Annotated in this window: 17 protein-coding genes; 8 read left to right on the forward strand and 9 right to left on the reverse strand. The window is 31.9% G+C overall.

Annotated features, from left to right (window positions below):
- The first annotated feature begins 362 nt into the window (after window positions 1–362).
- The gene (locus tag CCUN_RS08855; protein ID WP_088245164.1) at window positions 363–1133 is read left to right on the forward strand and encodes a thiazole synthase; all 771 of its coding nucleotides are present in this window, start codon (window positions 363–365) and stop codon (window positions 1131–1133) included.
- 325 nt (window positions 1134–1458) lie between these two features.
- Here the strand turns inward: CCUN_RS08855 and rimP are convergent, their stop codons facing one another.
- Both rimP and rbfA read right to left on the reverse strand, forming a co-directional pair.
- Window positions 1459–1884: a ribosome maturation factor RimP gene (gene rimP / locus CCUN_RS08860; protein WP_027305300.1), complete on the reverse strand. Its 426-nt coding sequence runs from the start codon at window positions 1882–1884 to the stop codon at window positions 1459–1461.
- Window positions 1874–2236 carry a 30S ribosome-binding factor RbfA gene (gene rbfA, locus CCUN_RS08865; protein WP_027305301.1) on the reverse strand — a complete coding sequence of 121 codons (363 nt, stop codon included), beginning with the start codon at window positions 2234–2236 and terminating at the stop codon, window positions 1874–1876. The genes rimP and rbfA overlap by 11 nt, the downstream gene beginning before the upstream one ends.
- Before the next feature lie 119 nt (window positions 2237–2355).
- On the opposite strand from rbfA, the gene CCUN_RS10185 reads away from it, so the two are divergent.
- The 4 genes from CCUN_RS10185 (at window position 2356) to CCUN_RS08880 (ending at window position 5071) form a co-directional block, all read left to right on the forward strand.
- Window positions 2356–2478 (forward strand): hypothetical protein, encoded by a 123-nt coding sequence (locus CCUN_RS10185; protein WP_280521951.1) that lies wholly within the window; start codon window positions 2356–2358, stop codon window positions 2476–2478.
- Between the two features lie 160 nt (window positions 2479–2638).
- Window positions 2639–4177: a DUF2972 domain-containing protein gene (locus tag CCUN_RS08870; RefSeq protein ID WP_027305302.1), complete on the forward strand. Its 1539-nt coding sequence runs from the start codon at window positions 2639–2641 to the stop codon at window positions 4175–4177.
- Window positions 4178–4179: 2 nt separating this feature from the next.
- The gene (locus CCUN_RS08875; protein ID WP_027305303.1) at window positions 4180–4617 is read left to right on the forward strand and encodes an FAD synthase family protein; all 438 of its coding nucleotides are present in this window, start codon (window positions 4180–4182) and stop codon (window positions 4615–4617) included.
- A gap of 19 nt (window positions 4618–4636) precedes the next feature.
- Window positions 4637–5071: a class I SAM-dependent methyltransferase gene (locus tag CCUN_RS08880; RefSeq protein WP_051521681.1), complete on the forward strand. Its 435-nt coding sequence runs from the start codon at window positions 4637–4639 to the stop codon at window positions 5069–5071.
- A gap of 335 nt (window positions 5072–5406) precedes the next feature.
- Here CCUN_RS08880 and infB read toward each other — a convergent pair whose 3' ends face one another.
- From infB to CCUN_RS08915, 7 genes are all read right to left on the reverse strand, one after another.
- A complete protein-coding gene (infB, locus tag CCUN_RS08885; RefSeq protein ID WP_027305304.1) occupies window positions 5407–8088 on the reverse strand; it encodes a translation initiation factor IF-2 in 2682 nt (893 codons plus the stop codon).
- Window positions 8089–8325, reverse strand: a complete 237-nt coding sequence (locus tag CCUN_RS08890; protein WP_027305305.1) for a DUF448 domain-containing protein — start codon at window positions 8323–8325, stop codon at window positions 8089–8091.
- 25 nt (window positions 8326–8350) lie between these two features.
- Window positions 8351–9229 (reverse strand): homoserine kinase, encoded by an 879-nt coding sequence (thrB, locus tag CCUN_RS08895; RefSeq protein ID WP_027305306.1) that lies wholly within the window; start codon window positions 9227–9229, stop codon window positions 8351–8353.
- 3 nt (window positions 9230–9232) lie between these two features.
- A complete protein-coding gene (locus CCUN_RS08900; RefSeq protein ID WP_027305307.1) occupies window positions 9233–9640 on the reverse strand; it encodes a glycoprotease in 408 nt (135 codons plus the stop codon).
- Window positions 9641–9681: 41 nt separating this feature from the next.
- Window positions 9682–10566 (reverse strand): UDP-3-O-acyl-N-acetylglucosamine deacetylase, encoded by an 885-nt coding sequence (gene lpxC / locus CCUN_RS08905; RefSeq protein ID WP_027305308.1) that lies wholly within the window; start codon window positions 10564–10566, stop codon window positions 9682–9684.
- Complete coding sequence (gene pgp6 / locus CCUN_RS08910; RefSeq protein WP_027305309.1) at window positions 10563–11924, reverse strand: peptidoglycan metallopeptidase Pgp6; 1362 nt, start codon at window positions 11922–11924, stop codon at window positions 10563–10565. Before pgp6 ends, lpxC begins: the two co-directional genes overlap by 4 nt.
- 88 nt (window positions 11925–12012) lie before the next feature.
- On the reverse strand, window positions 12013–12840 hold the full coding sequence (locus CCUN_RS08915) for a prephenate dehydrogenase (protein WP_027305310.1): 828 nt from the start codon (window positions 12838–12840) through the stop codon (window positions 12013–12015).
- Window positions 12841–12920: 80 nt separating this feature from the next.
- Between CCUN_RS08915 and bamA the strand changes: the two genes are divergently transcribed.
- The 3 genes from bamA (at window position 12921) to CCUN_RS08930 (ending at window position 16496) form a co-directional block, all read left to right on the forward strand.
- Window positions 12921–15137, forward strand: coding sequence for an outer membrane protein assembly factor BamA (gene bamA, locus CCUN_RS08920; protein ID WP_027305311.1), 2217 nt, complete (start codon window positions 12921–12923; stop codon window positions 15135–15137).
- Between the two features lie 65 nt (window positions 15138–15202).
- Window positions 15203–16045, forward strand: coding sequence for an acetyl-CoA carboxylase, carboxyltransferase subunit beta (accD, locus tag CCUN_RS08925; protein WP_027305312.1), 843 nt, complete (start codon window positions 15203–15205; stop codon window positions 16043–16045).
- Window position 16046: 1 nt separating this feature from the next.
- Window positions 16047–16496, forward strand: coding sequence for a 23S rRNA (pseudouridine(1915)-N(3))-methyltransferase RlmH (locus tag CCUN_RS08930; protein WP_027305313.1), 450 nt, complete (start codon window positions 16047–16049; stop codon window positions 16494–16496).

Raw genomic sequence — 16496 nt, forward strand, 5'->3', positions numbered from 1 at the left:
TGCAAAATTTAAATGGTATTATTTTGGATAATCTTAGAAGAAAATGAAAAATATCTCAAAGAGGAATTCAATATAATGCTTTTTAAATCAATGCAGTATTAAAAAAGAATTTGAAAAATCAGCTTGTTAAAGTATGCTATGAACATGCTTGTTATTACGATAAAAGCTTGAATGCTTTCTTTGAAATAAAAAATTGTTTTGATGTTTAAAAAATAAAAGCACAAAATATTGCTTGTATCACCGCTTTTATTATAATATTATAACAAGATAAAAATTTAAAAGAATATTTTAGAATGCTGAAAAATTAAAAATTTTTAATCCAAATAAGATAAAATATTTTGAAAATTTTAGTGAGGATAAAAATGAATAAAGACACCCTTAAAATCGGAGAATTCGAGTTTGAATCCCGCTTTATCTTAGGTTCTGGAAAATATTCTTTAGAGCTTATAAAATCAGCGGTAGAAGAAGCACAGGCACAAATCATCACTCTTGCCTTAAGACGTGCTAATACAGGAGAAATTGCAAATATTTTAGACTATATCCCTAAAAATATCACTCTTTTGCCCAATACTTCAGGGGCTAGAAATGCACAAGAAGCTTTGCGTATCGCAAGACTTTCAAGAGAGCTTGGATGTGGAGAGCTTATAAAGATTGAAGTGATTGGCGATAGCAAGTATTTATTGCCCGATAATTACGAAACGATTAAGGCTGTAGAACTTTTAGCAAAAGACGGCTTTACGCCTTTACCTTATATGCATGCTGATCTTTACGCTGCAAGAGCTATGGTGGAGGCTGGAGCGGCGGCGATTATGCCTTTAGCAGCTCCCATTGGAAGCAATAAAGGACTTTGTGCTAAGGAATTCATACAAATTCTACTCAACGAAATTTCTTTACCCATCATCGTCGATGCGGGTATTGGCACACCAGCACAAGCATGTGAAGCAATGCAAATGGGAGTGAGTGCAGTGATGATTAATACAGCCATAGCAGAAGCTAAAAAGGTTGCTTTAATGGCAAGAGCCTTTGCTTTAGCTATTCGTGCAGGACGCGAAGCGTATTTGGCTAAAATTCCACGAGTGAATGAATTTGCAAAGGCGAGTTCTCCTCTTACGGGATTTTTAAGAGATGAATGACATTTTATGTTTTCTTGTTTGTTTTAATCCTTTATGGAATGAAAATATTTTTTTAGCTTCACACGGGGCAAAAAGATACAAGAAAAGCTATCAATTCTAAAGTTCTGTGTTTTTAAGCTTAGAAAAAATTGAATTATATTTTTAACAAAAAAAGAGGGGGGGGGTCAATTGAGAAGATGAATAAATTTAAACGCTCAGCTGATTTTTTCTAAGCACAATCAATTTTTATGCACTGATTAAAACAATGATTTTTCAGCATTGAGCTTTGTAAAATGCTTTGTTAAGCAAATTCTTTTGCCTTTTAAATATTTGCAATCGCAAGGTATCAATTTTTCCATTCTACAAAGGTTTTTGCTTTTTTGATATTGTGGAATTCTAAAGAAATTGTTTGAGCTTGTCCGGTTCTTAAAAAGATACAAGAATCTTTAACGGCTAAAATTTCACCTTGAATTTTTTCATTGTCTTTTGTGCTAATCTTTACCTTTTCTCCTATGCTTTTAGAAAAATGGTCTAAAGTTTGAAGTTTTCTCTCAAGTCCCGGAGATGAAATTTCTAAAAAATATTCCTCATCAAAAGGATCTTCCACATCAAAAATGGGCGAGAGAATTTCACTCAATCTCGCACAATCATCTAAATTCACTCCCCCATCTTTAAAGATAAAAATACGATAAATTTTTTTACCATTTTCCTTTGTAAGCTCTGTATCATAGAGTTTTACTCCAGCTTCTTTGCATAGGGCTTCAAGATTCATTTCTATCCTTTTTAATTTTTTCAAATAAAAAATCCATACGATTTTGATATTCTAATCTGTCATCAAATTTAAAATGCAAATAGGGGCTTTTATACCAGCCTTGCTCACTCATACAATAATTTTGCAAAATTTTTGTTGCTTTTTTTAAATGTGTGAGAATTTGTTCTTGTTCTTTTGCATCGAAGGACATTTTATCGATATACACAAAGGCATCATAGCGTCCCTTTCTGCACTCAACATCTACAACGCAAAGATTTTTTAAAAGCTCATCATCTAAATGAGCCAAAGCTCGGGGAATGAGTTCTCTTAACACACTTTCGGTGCGAAGTTTTTTAAGTTCGCTTGGATTCATCTTTAAACCTTGTTTTTAAGATATAACTTTAACAAAAAATTCTTTAATTTTATTTGATATAAATTTGTTTTTTTTTTTTTTGATATAATGCTTAGAAATTTTTCATAAAGGATGATAGAATGAAAGCAACGGATAGGATAAAAAACACTCTGTCTTATAAACTTGGTTCGTGTGTGATAAAATTTGTCAAACAACCACTTTTAGGGGGGGGGTTATCACAATTCACAAATAAAAAATTTTAAATTCCTTTTAAGATGTTTATTTGTTCCTATTTTAATCTTTAAATTTTTAGGTATCATAAAATCTCACAATAAAAAAATAAAAGCTTACAAACAAATTGTTGCAATATTCCCCGAATTCAAAAGAGCAAATCTTGAAAGTTTAGGAGACTATAAAGAAGCTTTGCTTTGTAAAAAACATTTATCTTTTTTACTTGGAAATGCTTTTATCAAAGCTCATAAACAAATTTTCACAGGGGGTTATTTTAGGCTTTATTCTTTTATCAATGAAGCAAGAAAAGAATACAATGAATTTTCAAATCTTAAACTCAAGCTTAGAGCTTTTGAAAATCCCATAATAATTGAAAATTTTAGTCTTCATACCTTAAAATTTATCTTTGAAAATTTAGAAAAAATCAATCAATGGCTTGATTCTGATTTATTTGAAAAAGAATTCTCTCATTTTCAAAGAAAACCTTTAATCAATCCTCATCAATGTGATTATAAAAACATTCCGGCTCTATGTGCTTGGGAATTAAACCTGCCTTTGCCACCGCTTTATGATTTGATTTTGATTTCAGGGAGTCGAAGTGGGCATAATGCCATTTTAAATTTTTTTGAACAATGTGAAGCAAAAAGAGCAAAGGATCACTTGCCTATAGATTTAAAAATCATTTACACTCATTTTTATGATTTTTTACTCGATTCTAATCATACAAATTTTTTCAAAATTCTTCCATTTATACAATATGCAGGTTCAAAATATTCCATTAAAGAATATAAAAGTTATTGTGAATTTTTTATCCACAAAAGTCCTTGCTTGGTGCAAGTAAGAGACCCTTTTATAAAGCTTTTGCTTGCTAATAACCGCTGGAATAAACCTAATGCTGTCTATCGCTTTACTTTAAAAGATGATTTAAATGCTATTTTAGATAGAATTTATTATGCATGGAGTGGGCAAAATAGTCTTGAAAACGCTTTAAACTATCTTTGTTCTTTAGAATTTTTAAGACAAGCTTCTGCGATTAAGGGTTTAAATTGCATCAGTGATATTCATTTTGTTGATACAGACAATGAACTTATGCCAAATAACGCCTTTGAAACTATGAAAAAACTTGCTTTAAAATATAAGCTTAATCCACCAAAAGATAGGGATTTTTTTGAAGGATTGATAGAAGAAAATCTTTTTGCTTTACTTCCTCTTACTCTAAGTCTTAATTATCAAGATGTTTTAACCTATCTTAATAAAGAGGATTTACAAGCTCTTCCAAAATACAGAAACAGCTGGGATAAAACAAAATTTAAAGTGGATCTTCTCATCACTGCTTATCAATTTATGAAACTTAGTAAAAATCAAAGGGATTATATCGATATCAGTGAGCAAATTTTAGGACAAAAGAATTGGTTGTATGAAGGAAGTGATATAAGAATTTATGCAAACAAAAATGAATATAAATGTTATTTTGATGAGCTTTTATGCGAAGCAGCAAAAAAATATTTCAAATATTTTCAAAAAGAATTGATGAAAAGAAATGAAATAGAAAAGGCAAAAAGATTTAGCATAGAGGATATTTTAGAATATTTAAATCAAAATTCTATTTTAAAATTTAAGTTAAAAACCATCTTAGACCAAGAATTAGAAAGCATTAAAAAAATGCGTCCGGATATAGTGGATACTTGGATTTATTATAAAAAATTTGAGAAAAGCTTTAATAGGGAGTGATGATGAAAAGATGTTTAGCTGTGGGAGTTTTTGACCTTTTTCATTACGGGCATTTGAGATTGTTTAAGCAAATCAAACAGAAAGAAAAAAATTCTAAGCTTATTGTAGCCATACAAAAGGACGCATTTGTTTTTAAATACAAACCTCAAATCAAGCTTTTTTATAATGAAAATCAACGCAAAGAAATTTTAAATTCTATAAAAGAGATTGATGAGTTAATCTTTTATACAGAAGTCAATCAAATCGTTAAAGAAGTGGAATTTGATATTTTTTGCGTGGGAGAAGACCAAATTCATAAGGGATTTGAGGAGGCTATTTTGTATTGTAAAAGTAAAAATAAAAAAATTTTAAGAATCAAAAGAACACCGCATATTAGCTCTAGTGATATTAGAGAATATTTAAATCATCAAAAATACAATTCTAATGAAATTTGGGGCTAAATCACAAGAAAGGAAAAATATGGATAATCAAAAAGCGTTAGAGTATTGGAAAAATCTCTCCAAAACTCCGGATTTAACTCAAGAGAGTGTTAAGGTTAATAAAATCAACAACCACTACAAAGAAGATGCAAATTTCATCCTGCGTTTTACGGATAAAAATACAGATATTTTGGACCTTGGAGCAGGGAGCGGAGGGGCTTTAAATTTGTATTATAATAAAATCAATTTTGTTTTAGCAGTAGAAAAATTCAAAGAATTTTCAAATCTCATTGTCCGTGCGGATAATGTTGCAATCATCAATGCAGATATAAAAGATTTTGATACGAATAAAAAATTTGATCTTGTATTGCTTTTTGGTGTGATGCAATTTTTCAATGAGCAAGAAAGCAAACAAATTTATACAAAATGTAAGAAATTCTTACAAAAAGAGGGGGGGGGGAATCCAAATTACTGATTAAACAGCAATTTGGACTTAAAGAAGATGTTTTTGTTGAGTATTCAAATGAACTCAAGCAAAAATATTTTTCTACTTATAGACATATAGATAAAGAGATAGAACTTCTTAAAAATGCCGGATTTAAAACAATTTCAACATTTGACATTTACGATAAAAAAGCAAATCGTTGGGAAAATACGCATTTTTATGCTCTAGTTTGTGAATAAAAAGCGAGTCAATTTTTCTTATTTTTTATCTCAAATGCAAACTTGAACGAGCTTAAATTCTTAAGTGCAATTTTAACAATGAAATAAAATTGCACTTTTTAAAATATTAAGACTCCAAACTCAATATTAAAGCTCTGCACTTTTTTCAATCTCTTTGTAACTTTCTATATAATCTCCCACACGCATATCCTCACAACCCTCAATACCAACTCCGCATTCATAACCCTTAGCAACCTCTCTGACATCATCTTTAAAACGTTTGAGTGAGCTTACATTGCCTTCAAAAATAACAACTCCCTCACGAATGAGTCGAATTTTAGCTCCGCGATTAATCACGCCCTCGCTGACTATACATCCAGCAATTTGCCCTATTTTCGGCACTGATATAATTTGCCTAATTTCAGCTTGTCCTAATTGCTCTTCAGAAACAATAGGACTCATCATACCACTAAGCAAGGCTTTCACATCATCAATGAGATTATAAATCACATTATAAGTCTTAATCTCCACGCCTTTATCTCTTGCTTTTTCTTTAATCTCTCCAGTTGGACGTATATTAAAACCCAGAACTATGGAATTTTCACTTGCACTTGCAAGCTCAATATCGCTTTGAGTGATTCCACCCACTCCGCTGTGAATGATATTGACTTTAATCTCATCATTCCTAAGTTTTTCTAAACTTGCTTTTAAGGCCTCTAAAGAACCTTGCACATCGGCTTTAAGTATTATAGGAAGGGCTTTGAGATTGCCTTCTTTGATTTTAGCTCCAAGCTCATCAATGCTTACTTTGGTCGATTTGCTCAATTCTTTTTGTCGGTTGTATTCATAACGTTTAGCAGCATATTCTCTTGCCTCTTTATCGGTTTTTACAGCAATGAGAATTTCACCTGCTTCAGCAACTTCGCTAAGTCCTACTATAACTCCGCATTCTCCGGGTTTAATCTCTTTTAAAGCTTTTCCTTGATCATCACTCATTGCACGAATTTTACCATAAGCCACACCTGCAACAACAATGCTTCCTATCTTTAATGTCCCATTTTGCACGATAATCGTTGCCACCGCACCGCGTCCTTTTTGCACAGAACTCTCAATCACGCTCGCTTTTGCAAAATTTTTTGGATTGGCTTTAAGCTCCAAAATATCGGCTTGTAAAAGCAGAGTTTCAAGCAAATCTTCAATGCCCTCTCCTGTTTTTGCAGAAACGGGTAAAAATTCATAAGAACCTCCCCATTCTACCGGAATAATATCCATTTCAGAAAGTTGGGTTTTCACCATATCCGGATTAGCTCCTTCTTTATCGATTTTATTAATCGCAATGATGATAGGAACATTAGCCGCCTTTGCGTGATTGATGGCTTCTTTGGTTTGAGGTTTTACTCCATCATCGGCTGCAACGACGATAATCGCTATATCAGTAATGCTTGCTCCCCTTGCACGCATTGCTGTAAAAGCTTCGTGTCCGGGTGTATCTATAAAAGTAATTTTGCGGTGATTTTTTTCCACCATATAAGCACCGACATGCTGTGTGATTCCTCCTGCTTCTGCACTTGCAATGCGACTTTTTCGTATATAATCAAGCAAAGAAGTTTTACCATGATCAACATGTCCCATAATCGTAATCACCGGTGCTCTAGCAAGTAAATCTTTTTCATTTTCAGCACTCTGATAATCTTTGACATAATCAAATGCATCTGCTTCATCGATGGTTTGAATTTCTATGCCAAATTCATCTGCTAAAATTTCAATGGCTTCTTCATCTAAAAAATCATTTTTTGTTGTCATTAAACCCAGCATAAAAAGCTTTGAAATCACTTCACTTGTGTTTTTTCCAATCTTATCCGCAAATTCATAGACACGAATTTCTTTAGGAATGGACACGCTTGTTATGGCTTCATTTTCCTTTTTTTCTACTCTTTTAGGCGGTTTTTTACGGCTTCTTCTTTGTATGCTACCCTCATTGAAATTGAAAGAATTTCCTAAAGATTGACGCAGAATTTGAGGCGGTTTTTTAAGAGTATTGACCGGTTTAATCTGTTCTTTAACACTAAAATCAGGTAAAACGACTTCATTTTCATTATCCAAAGAAATATCGGCAAAATCGTGATTGCTTAAAAAATCCATTTTTTGAGTGCTTTCTTTTTTCACAGCAGGAGCGGATTTTTTTTCTTTTTTCTTTTTCTTTAAATTTTCATCAACATTTGAAAAAATCATCGATAAGCTTAATTGTTCTTTGTTTTGAGACGTTTTGACCTCTTCTTTTTGATTGAGCTCCTCTCTTTCAATGTCTTTTTTTTTCTTAACAATCACAAGTCCGCGTCTTTTTGCTAAAGTTGCACTTGCTATGCTCGGAGTTTTGATTTCTTTGACAGGCTCTTCCTTAACGGATTCTTGTTTTAAGGACTCTTGTTTATTTTCTTCTTTTTTTGTTTCGCTGATTATTTTTGAGGGGATTTGATTTTCTTGTTTTGATTCAGACGCATTTATTTTTTTACTTTCTTTTTCAGTTTTACTTTGAGTGTTTTTAGAATTTTGGTTCTTTTTGGTTTTTGTCTTTTCTTCTTTTTTGTCTTCTTTATCTTTTTTTGGTGTTTTTGTGGATTTTTTAGCAGAATTTGACTTTGAATTTTTTTGAAAAACTTCGGGAATTTTTCCACTTTGTATGTACTCATAAATTGCACCTGCGATTTCTTCTTCGACAGCACTAGAGGCGGATTTTATATCCAGACCTAATTCTTTAACTTTTTCCAAAATTTCTTTGCTTGAGTATCCTGCCTCGTTTGCAATCTCATAAATTCTAATCTTTGCCATTTAAAATAACTCCTTTAAATTCTGCGGAATGATTTTTAGTTTTTTACACATTTTAGAAAATGCTTTATATAAAATTTTTTCTTCTTTTAAAGCACAAGTTTGACACAAATAAATTCCACGTCCTAATTTCACATTAACACAAAGTTTATTTGCATCCATGCTAAAGCGATTTAAAAGCCTTTTTTCAAAACGATTTTTACACACAATACACATTCTAACGGGTTGATGTTTTTTCAAAATTATATCTTTTTTTTTGGATTTTTCAACAAATTTCAAAACCTTTATTATCAAATTCTAAACATTCTATGCGAAAATTGCTGAATTTTTGTGTCATTTTTTGTATAAAAAAATTAACATTTTCTTTATAAACCAAAGAAAAAAAGCTTGAACCTGACCCTGAAAGCGTACTCATTAAAGCTTTATTTTCCAAAGCAAATTTTTGCACTTCAAAAAGCTCGGGTAAATTTTTCATTCTTTGCATTTGATGCAATTTATCCTTACTTGCAAGAGCTAAAAGCTCGTATTTTTTTTCTAAAAAACAGGCTGTTAAAAAAGAAGAATGAGAGAGATTAAACACGCAATCACTCAAGCTTAAATTTGCAGGTAAAGCCTCTCTGCTCTGCTCTGTATTCATTATAGCATCTGGTATGACGATAATGGCTCTTAAATTCTCATCAATGTCTTTTTTAATACTATAAACCTTATTTTCTTCAACAATTGAACATACAAAACCTCCAAGAATGGCAGGAGCGATATTATCCGGATGAGTTTCATAGTTTAAAGCCTCATTTAAAATTTTTTCCTTTTCTATCTTAAAACCGCTCATCGCATAAGCACCTACAATCGCACCTACAATTGTTGCAGAAGAACTGCCAAGCCCACGCGATAAGGGAATATTGTTTTTAAAAATAAAGCGAAAATGATTTTTTTGTCCGCTTAATTTTTGATAAATTTCATTAAAAATTTGGATAAAAATATTGTTCTTTTTCAAATGGATATTATCACTTCCTTCTCCGCTCACACTAAGGCTTGAAACATTTGATTTGTAAATTTCTATTTCATTAAAAAGTCCAAGACTCAATCCCAAACAATCAAAACCCGGTCCTAAATTCGCACTCGTAGCGGGAACTAAAATTTTCAAATTTTATCCTATAACTGCATCTAAAAAATAAAAGGGTAGATTATCATTTTTTAGATTAAGTTCTTGTAAATTTTGGGGCAAAAAAAACTTAGCGGGAGTGTTTTTTTCTAAAACAATCTCTCCATTTTTATAAATAAAGCATAAATTTTTATTCGCACTGATAGGCTTAAAGCCATTAAGCTCAAATGCACTTACCGCAAATAAAGGGATATTTTTAACCAAACTTAAGGTTTTTAAACTCACATAAGAAATTTTAATCCCCATAAAAGAACCCGGTCCATTAGCATAAATCAAACGCGAAAATTCAAATTCTTTGAGTAAAATTTGTAGAATTTTTGGCACAAATTCATCAGCTTTTTCTTCACTCTCATAACTTTTTATGAGTTTCTCACCTTCATAAATTCCAAGCATTAAGGGCTTAGAAAGCCCATTGAGTAAAAGAGTGAATTTTTTTATGCAAAGACCTTTTCATAAGCTTTTTCATAATTTTTGCTAAGAGTTACAACTTCATAAGCATCTTTATCTTCAAGCAAAGCCTTAGTCAGCAAATGATTAAGATGATGACTTCCTGCATAAGAAATATAATCCCCAAAAACACGGCTTCCAAGTAGGGTTAAATCTCCTATTGCATCTAAAATTTTATGACGCACAAATTCATCTTTAAATCTTAAGCCTTCAGGGTTTAAAATGCGATTATCATCTATGACTATGGTATTTTCTAAACTTCCTCCAAGCCCTAAATTCATAGCTCTTAAGGCTTTAACATCTTTTAAAAATCCAAAAGTTCTTGCACGGGCAATCTCTTCTATATAGTTTTTTTTGCTGAATTCAAAACAATAATTTTGCTCACCAATGACCGCATTATCAAATTTAATGGTATAATTAATTTTAGGGATTTTACTTGGAATAAGCTTTACAAATTTATGCCCCTCTTTTACCTCAATAGCCTTTTTAATCACTATGATTTTTTTAGGAGCATCAAGCTCTTTAATCCCTGCTTCATCAAGCATCATACAAAAACTAATGCTACTTCCGTCCATTACAGGAGCTTCGTTTGCATTAAGCACGATGCGGATATTGTCAATCCCATACGCATTGATGGCACTCATTAAATGCTCGATTGTAGAAACATAGCCCCTATTATCTCCTATCACGGTCGCCATTTGTGTATTAATCACATTGTTAGGTTCTGCCTTGTAGCTTATATTTAAATCTTTTCTAAAAAAAACTATGCCACTATTTGCTTCTAAGGGCTCAAGCATAATCTCTATAGGTTCTCCTTTATGAAGTCCTATACCTACGCCTTTTACAGCTTTTGCTAAAGTTATTTGTTTCATTTGTTTTCACCTATCTTTTTCTTTGCTTCATTTAAAACTTTATAAATATTATTTTCTATCCATTTTCTATCCTGCCATTGTTCAGGTCTTGTTTCTACACCTTGAACTAAAACTCCAAAATGCAAATGATCCCCTAAGGCTAAACCGCTTGTTCCGGTATTTGCAATCACACTTAAAGCATGACTTGTCTCACCCTCATTAACATTTTTCGAAGAACAATGCCCATAAAGACTATAAATTCCAAATCCATGATAAAGGATTAAATTTAAACCATAAATTCCGTTTTCATTTGCAAAAACAACTTCTCCTTCATTGTTATTAATAATCGGTGCTCGTGCCACACTCGCTAAATCTAAGCCCATATGATAAGAATCGCTGACAAATTCTCCTTTATAAGAATAAAATCTATGGTCTGCAAAATCTGCTACCTTAGCTCCATTCTTAAGTGGCAAGAAAAGTTTAAGATTAAAATTATCCAACTTGTCTTCTTTGATTTCGGAGGTGATTTTATGGATTAAATCTTCATTGATAGAGCGTAAAGTTTCATTAACGAATTTAAATTTGCCAAGAAGACTTAAATTATTATCTTTTGGGGCGTATTGCTCTGCTAAATCGTGAATTTTTCCCTCTAAAAATTGATCGCTTAGATTAATGTTTGAAGTGCGGTATTTGCGGTTTAAAAGGGCATATTTTATTGCTTGTTTTGAAATGTTTCCAGCTTTATCTTTGGCAACAACAAAGGCTTTAAATTCCTCATCTCTTGCATCCCAAGCAATCAAAGCAGCATAATACCCTTCTTTAACATAAGGGAGGGCTTTAAAAATTTTATTGCGATTTGTTTGTATATAAACTTCGTCTAAATTTTCATCACTACTGCTAAAAACCACACTAGCCGCCCCACCCTTTTCAATCTGATAAGAATGGCTTAAAATATCGATTTTAGGACTTGTTTTATCAACCACAACAAGGATTTGTTTTTGAATTTTATTGCCAAAAAAATTCCAAAAACTTCTATCACCGACTTCAACTTCTAAAATATAAGATTTAATCTTTTCTTTATAGGCAGATTTTGGAAGCTTAACCTGCAGAGTGAGGTCTTTTTTATCTTTAATTTTTTCATCAAGTAAAATTAAGCCCGAATCGTTGCTGTCTTTTTTTAGAATGATTTTTACATTTTTAATCCCACTATTTTCATCTTTAATATCAAGCGAAATAGGATTTTCAAGATTATTATAAATCAAGTCTTGAGATAAAATTTGAGGGTGTTTTTTTTCAAAAAAATTGCTTTTAAACACGAAAAACCCGATGATAACAAATAAAACTAAAATCAATCCATAAAATTTTGTTCTTTTTCTCACTTAAATACCCTAAAAACTTTCAATGCTTAACAAATTTTATAATTTTTAAGAAAATGTTAGGTTAATATTCGCTTAATTGTATCAAAAATTATAAAATTTCTCTGAGTTTGTTTGCTTTACCCATCCATTTTTTAAGTTCATCAAAACGATTTTCTTGTATCATTTTTTTGCACGTATCAAGCTCCTTTTCAAAGCACTCTATTGATTTTAGGACATTGTCTTTATTTTGTTCAAAAATACTGCCCCACATTATAGGAGAGGATTTTGCAATGCGACTCATTCCTTTAAAAGAACTGCCGCCTAAATGCACGATATTGCGTTTATTTTCTTCTTTCATCACAAAATTCGCCAAAGAAAAACTGATAACATGGGGCAAATGTGAGATGATGGCTGTGTGATGATCATGTGCAAAACTATCCATAAAAACAATCTTCATTCCCAAATGAGAAAAAATTTCCACCGCTCTTTTTTGATGCAAATCATCGGCAACCTCACTATCGCAAAGTATGCAAACAGCGTCTTTGTAAAGCTCTTTAAAAGCTGCTTTTGGACCGCTATTTTCTGTACCTGCCATAGGATGAGCAAAAAGAGTTTGTTTAAGGAGTTCTTTTGGTAAGCTTTCTATAATCTTTCTTTTTGTGCTTCCAAGCTCTATAATGGTTGTATTTTTAGGAAGTTTTCTTAAATCCTGTAAAATTTTTATAATGGCATCAACAGGAGTGGCAATAAAAATAATATCACAAATTTTAAGATTTTTAAATGAAATTAATTCGTGTATAAGTCCTAGATTCAGTGCATCTTGCTCATTTTGTTTGTCAATATCAAGTCCATAAACAGCACTGATGAGTTTATTTTCCTTTAAACAAAGCCCTAAAGAACCGCCAATAAGCCCAAGTCCTATAATTGCTATTTTCATAAATTTTTCCTTAATAATCATATTGTTAAATGTTTTTTGTTATTATACTAAACTTTAATATTTTTTTAGGTAAATAAGGTATGAAAAAAATCATTAGCATTTGTGTTTTTTGCACCTTTTCAAGTGCAGCAATTCTTAAAGAAATTCGATTTAATGGACTTCATAGTCTTTCTTATAGCACAGCATTGAATATTATGGACTTAAAAACCGGTGAAGAAATCAGCGAGGCAAAAATCAATACAGGCATTCTTAATCTTTACAAACAAAATTATTTTAAAAATATTGTCGCTGAAGAAGAAAATGGAATTTTAAATATAACGCTTGTTGAAAAACCAAGTATAGCTAAAATCACCATCACAGGTATAGCCTCAAATGATAGAAAGCAAGTAGAAAGCATTTTGGGTATAAAAAGAGGAAGTTTGTTTGATGAAGTGAGTGCAAAAGAAGCGAGTGAGAGGATTAAAGCCTTTTATGACAATAAAAGCTTTTTTGATACAGTTGTGGAATTTAAACTTAAATCCTTAGAAAATACAGAGGGTTTAGAGCTTGAATTTATAGTCAATCGTGGTGAAAACATAGTCATTGACAAGGTTCATCTTAGTGGAAGTAAAGAATTGTCTTATTCAGACATTGAGCCTGCAATTATAAACAAAGAAAAAGAATTTATGGGCTGGATGTGGGGAAGAAATGATGGAAAACTTAAAATTTTCGAACTTGCAAATGATAGTTCAAGAATCACAGATGAATATATGAAAAAAGGGTATTTAGATGTGCAAGTTTCGCCCCCTTATCTTAAAACTTATACTGATATTTATAGAGCGGATTTGACCTATTTCATTAAAGAAAATGAACCCTATAAAATTGTCAGCATTTCGATAGAAAATCCTTTATTTGATGAAGAAACGAATGCACAAACTGCTAAAGATTTACAATCTCAAGTCGGTAAAATCATCAATATAGAAAAGGTTAGAGAGGATATAAAAACCATAGAAACGCAAAGTGCTGATCTTGGTTATGCCTTTGTTGAAGTTTTGCCTGACATTCAAAAAGACAGAGAAAAATTAGAGGTTTCACTGATTTTTAGAGTCATTCCTCATGAAAAAGTGCATATAAGAAATGTTATCATTTCTGGAAATTCTCGCACAGTGGATAGAGTTGTCCGCCGTGAGCTTTTCATCACTGAAGGAGAGCTTTATAACCGAACAGATTTAACCGATTCTAAGAATGCTTTAAGGAGAACTTCGTATTTTGACAATGTTGAGATTAAAGAAGAAAAAGTTAATGATACCGAAGTTGATTTAGTTGTTGAAGTTAAAGAGGCTTCAACAGGGTCAATTGGCGGAGGTATAGGTTATAGCTCAAGCGATGGCATACTTTTAAATGCTTCATTGTCTGATACTAATATCTTTGGGTCAGGTTTTAAAAGCTCGGTTTTTATAGATAAAAGCGATGAAACCTTGTCGGGAAGAATTTCTTTGATTGAACCAAGATTGTTTGATTCGCTCTATAGTTTAGGCGGTTCAATCTATGCTAATGACTATGATTGGGACAATTATTCTGAAAGAAGTTATGGTTTTGATTTAACCTTAGGAAGACAATTTGCACGATATTTTAATGCGAGTTTAACCTACAATCTTGAACAAAGTGATATTTATCGCTTAAGCCCTACCCTTCGCAGAACAGGTTACGAACTTGGCAAAACTTATAAAAGCTCTGTTACTCCAGCAATTTCTTTTAATAATACCGATGATTATTATTTGCCGCGTTCAGGTTTTATTGCTTCAACAGCTCTTGAATATGCAGGTGTTGGCGGGGACCAAAAATTCTTATATTCAAGCTCTAAATTTAATTTTTATCAAGGTTTAGAAGAATTTATAGGTTATGACTTAATATATCGCTATAAAGCAAGTTTTTATAAGGTTTGGGATAATGGTTATTTACCTATCAATCAAAGAATTTATCTTGGTGGCATACGCTCTATTCGTGGATACGACACTCGCTCCGTCAGCCCAAAAAATCAATGGGGAGATGAAGTAGGTGGCACGATAGCCTTTGCAAACTCTGTAGAATTAAGTTTTCCTTTAATCAATAGAGTCAAGCTTAGAGGAAGTATGTTTTTTGATTATGGAGCTATAGGACGCAAAAATATTGATGAAATTCAAAGAATGAGTACAGGTGTAGGTATAGAGTGGATTACTCCTATAGGACCTTTACAACTCATTTTTGCTAAACCTATCAATGACAAACCCGGAGATGACACAAATGTCTTTGAATTTTCTATTGGAACAAGATTTTAATGAAATTTAATATTTAAATCAAAGAATTTTGCTATAATTTTAAGAAAATTAAATCAGGTGATTTTATGAATTTTATAGATATTTTTTCCAAAATTAGAAAAAAACAATCTAATCCTAATGAAGCTCCAAACCATTGGGTTAAATGCCCAAATTGTCATTCTTTAATCTATGATAAAGAAATACAAACTTGTTTTAATGTTTGTCCAAAATGCAATTATCATATGAGAATTTCAGCTAAAGAAAGAATTGAACTTTTAAGTGATGAAGGCAGTTTTGTTGAATTTGATATGAATTTAGAAGCAACTGATCCGCTTAAATTTGTTGATAGCAAATCCTATAAAAAAAGACTTGCAGAAAGTGAAAACAAAACAGGCAGAAAAAGTGCTGTTATTAGCGGAGAATGTAGTATTAATGGACTTAAAACTCAACTTGTAGTTTTTGATTTTTCTTTTATGGGCGGAAGTTTAGGTTCGGTTGAAGGTGAAAAAATTGTTAGAGCCATCCAAAGAGCTATCACCAGCAAAAGCTCTCTTATCATAGTCAGTGCAAGCGGGGGTGCAAGAATGCAAGAAAGCACTTATTCTTTAATGCAAATGAGTAAAACAAGTGCTGCTTTAAAGCTTTTAAGTAAAGAAAAACTTCCTTATATCAGCGTTTTAACTGATCCTACTATGGGCGGAGTATCGGCTTCTTTTGCTTGGCTTGGGGATTTAATCATAGCAGAACCCGAAGCTCTTGTCGGTTTTGCAGGTGCAAGAGTGATTAAGCAAACCATAGGAGCTGATTTACCAGAAGGTTTTCAAAAAGCTGAATTTTTACTTGAGCATGGACTTATTGACGCAATCATTCCAAGAAACGAGCTAAAAAAATATCTAAGCGATATGCTTGAATTTCTAGGAGGGAAATAATTTGCAAATCAATATCTTTTATATACAAAAAGATGATGAATTTAGCATTTTAAAAGAAAAATACATTAAACTCATTTCTAAATATGCCATTTTAAAAGAAAATAATCTTTTAAACAAGACAATTTCTAAGGCACAAAACTTAGGGAGTTTAGAAGCTAAAAAAAGCTATGAACAAGCCTTTTTGCCCTATAAAAAGGGTTTTTGCATTGTTTTAGATGAGAGGGGCAAAGAACTTACAAGCTTTGAATTTGCAAAACTTTTAAGGGATAAAAACGAGCTGAATTTTTTTATCGGCGGGGCTTTTGGATTAAGAGAGGAATTCATTAAAGATTTTAGCTTTAGTCTTTCTTTAAGTCGCTTAACCCTAGCTCATCAATTTGCAAAAATTCTTTTGCTTGAACAAATTTATCGTGCCTTTTGTATTCATCATAATCACCCATATCACAAATAG

Source organism: Campylobacter cuniculorum DSM 23162 = LMG 24588, assembly GCF_002104335.1.
Classification (GTDB): domain Bacteria; phylum Campylobacterota; class Campylobacteria; order Campylobacterales; family Campylobacteraceae; genus Campylobacter_D; species Campylobacter_D cuniculorum.

Excerpts from the sequence above, each read along its gene's own strand:
- CCUN_RS08855 (WP_088245164.1), top strand. The coding sequence starts at position 363 with ATGAATAAAGACACCCTTAAAATCGGAGAATTCGAGTTTGAATCCCGC.
- rimP (WP_027305300.1), bottom strand. The coding sequence starts at position 1,884 with ATGAATCTTGAAGCCCTATGCAAAGAAGCTGGAGTAAAACTCTATGAT.
- rbfA (WP_027305301.1), bottom strand. The coding sequence starts at position 2,236 with ATGAATCCAAGCGAACTTAAAAAACTTCGCACCGAAAGTGTGTTAAGA.
- CCUN_RS10185 (WP_280521951.1), top strand. The coding sequence starts at position 2,356 with ATGAAAGCAACGGATAGGATAAAAAACACTCTGTCTTATAAACTTGGT.
- CCUN_RS08875 (WP_027305303.1), top strand. The coding sequence starts at position 4,180 with ATGAAAAGATGTTTAGCTGTGGGAGTTTTTGACCTTTTTCATTACGGG.
- CCUN_RS08880 (WP_051521681.1), top strand. The coding sequence starts at position 4,637 with ATGGATAATCAAAAAGCGTTAGAGTATTGGAAAAATCTCTCCAAAACT.
- infB (WP_027305304.1), bottom strand. The coding sequence starts at position 8,088 with ATGGCAAAGATTAGAATTTATGAGATTGCAAACGAGGCAGGATACTCA.
- CCUN_RS08900 (WP_027305307.1), bottom strand. The coding sequence starts at position 9,640 with ATGCTTGGAATTTATGAAGGTGAGAAACTCATAAAAAGTTATGAGAGT.
- lpxC (WP_027305308.1), bottom strand. The coding sequence starts at position 10,566 with ATGAAACAAATAACTTTAGCAAAAGCTGTAAAAGGCGTAGGTATAGGA.
- CCUN_RS08915 (WP_027305310.1), bottom strand. The coding sequence starts at position 12,840 with ATGAAAATAGCAATTATAGGACTTGGGCTTATTGGCGGTTCTTTAGGG.
- bamA (WP_027305311.1), top strand. The coding sequence starts at position 12,921 with ATGAAAAAAATCATTAGCATTTGTGTTTTTTGCACCTTTTCAAGTGCA.
- accD (WP_027305312.1), top strand. The coding sequence starts at position 15,203 with ATGAATTTTATAGATATTTTTTCCAAAATTAGAAAAAAACAATCTAAT.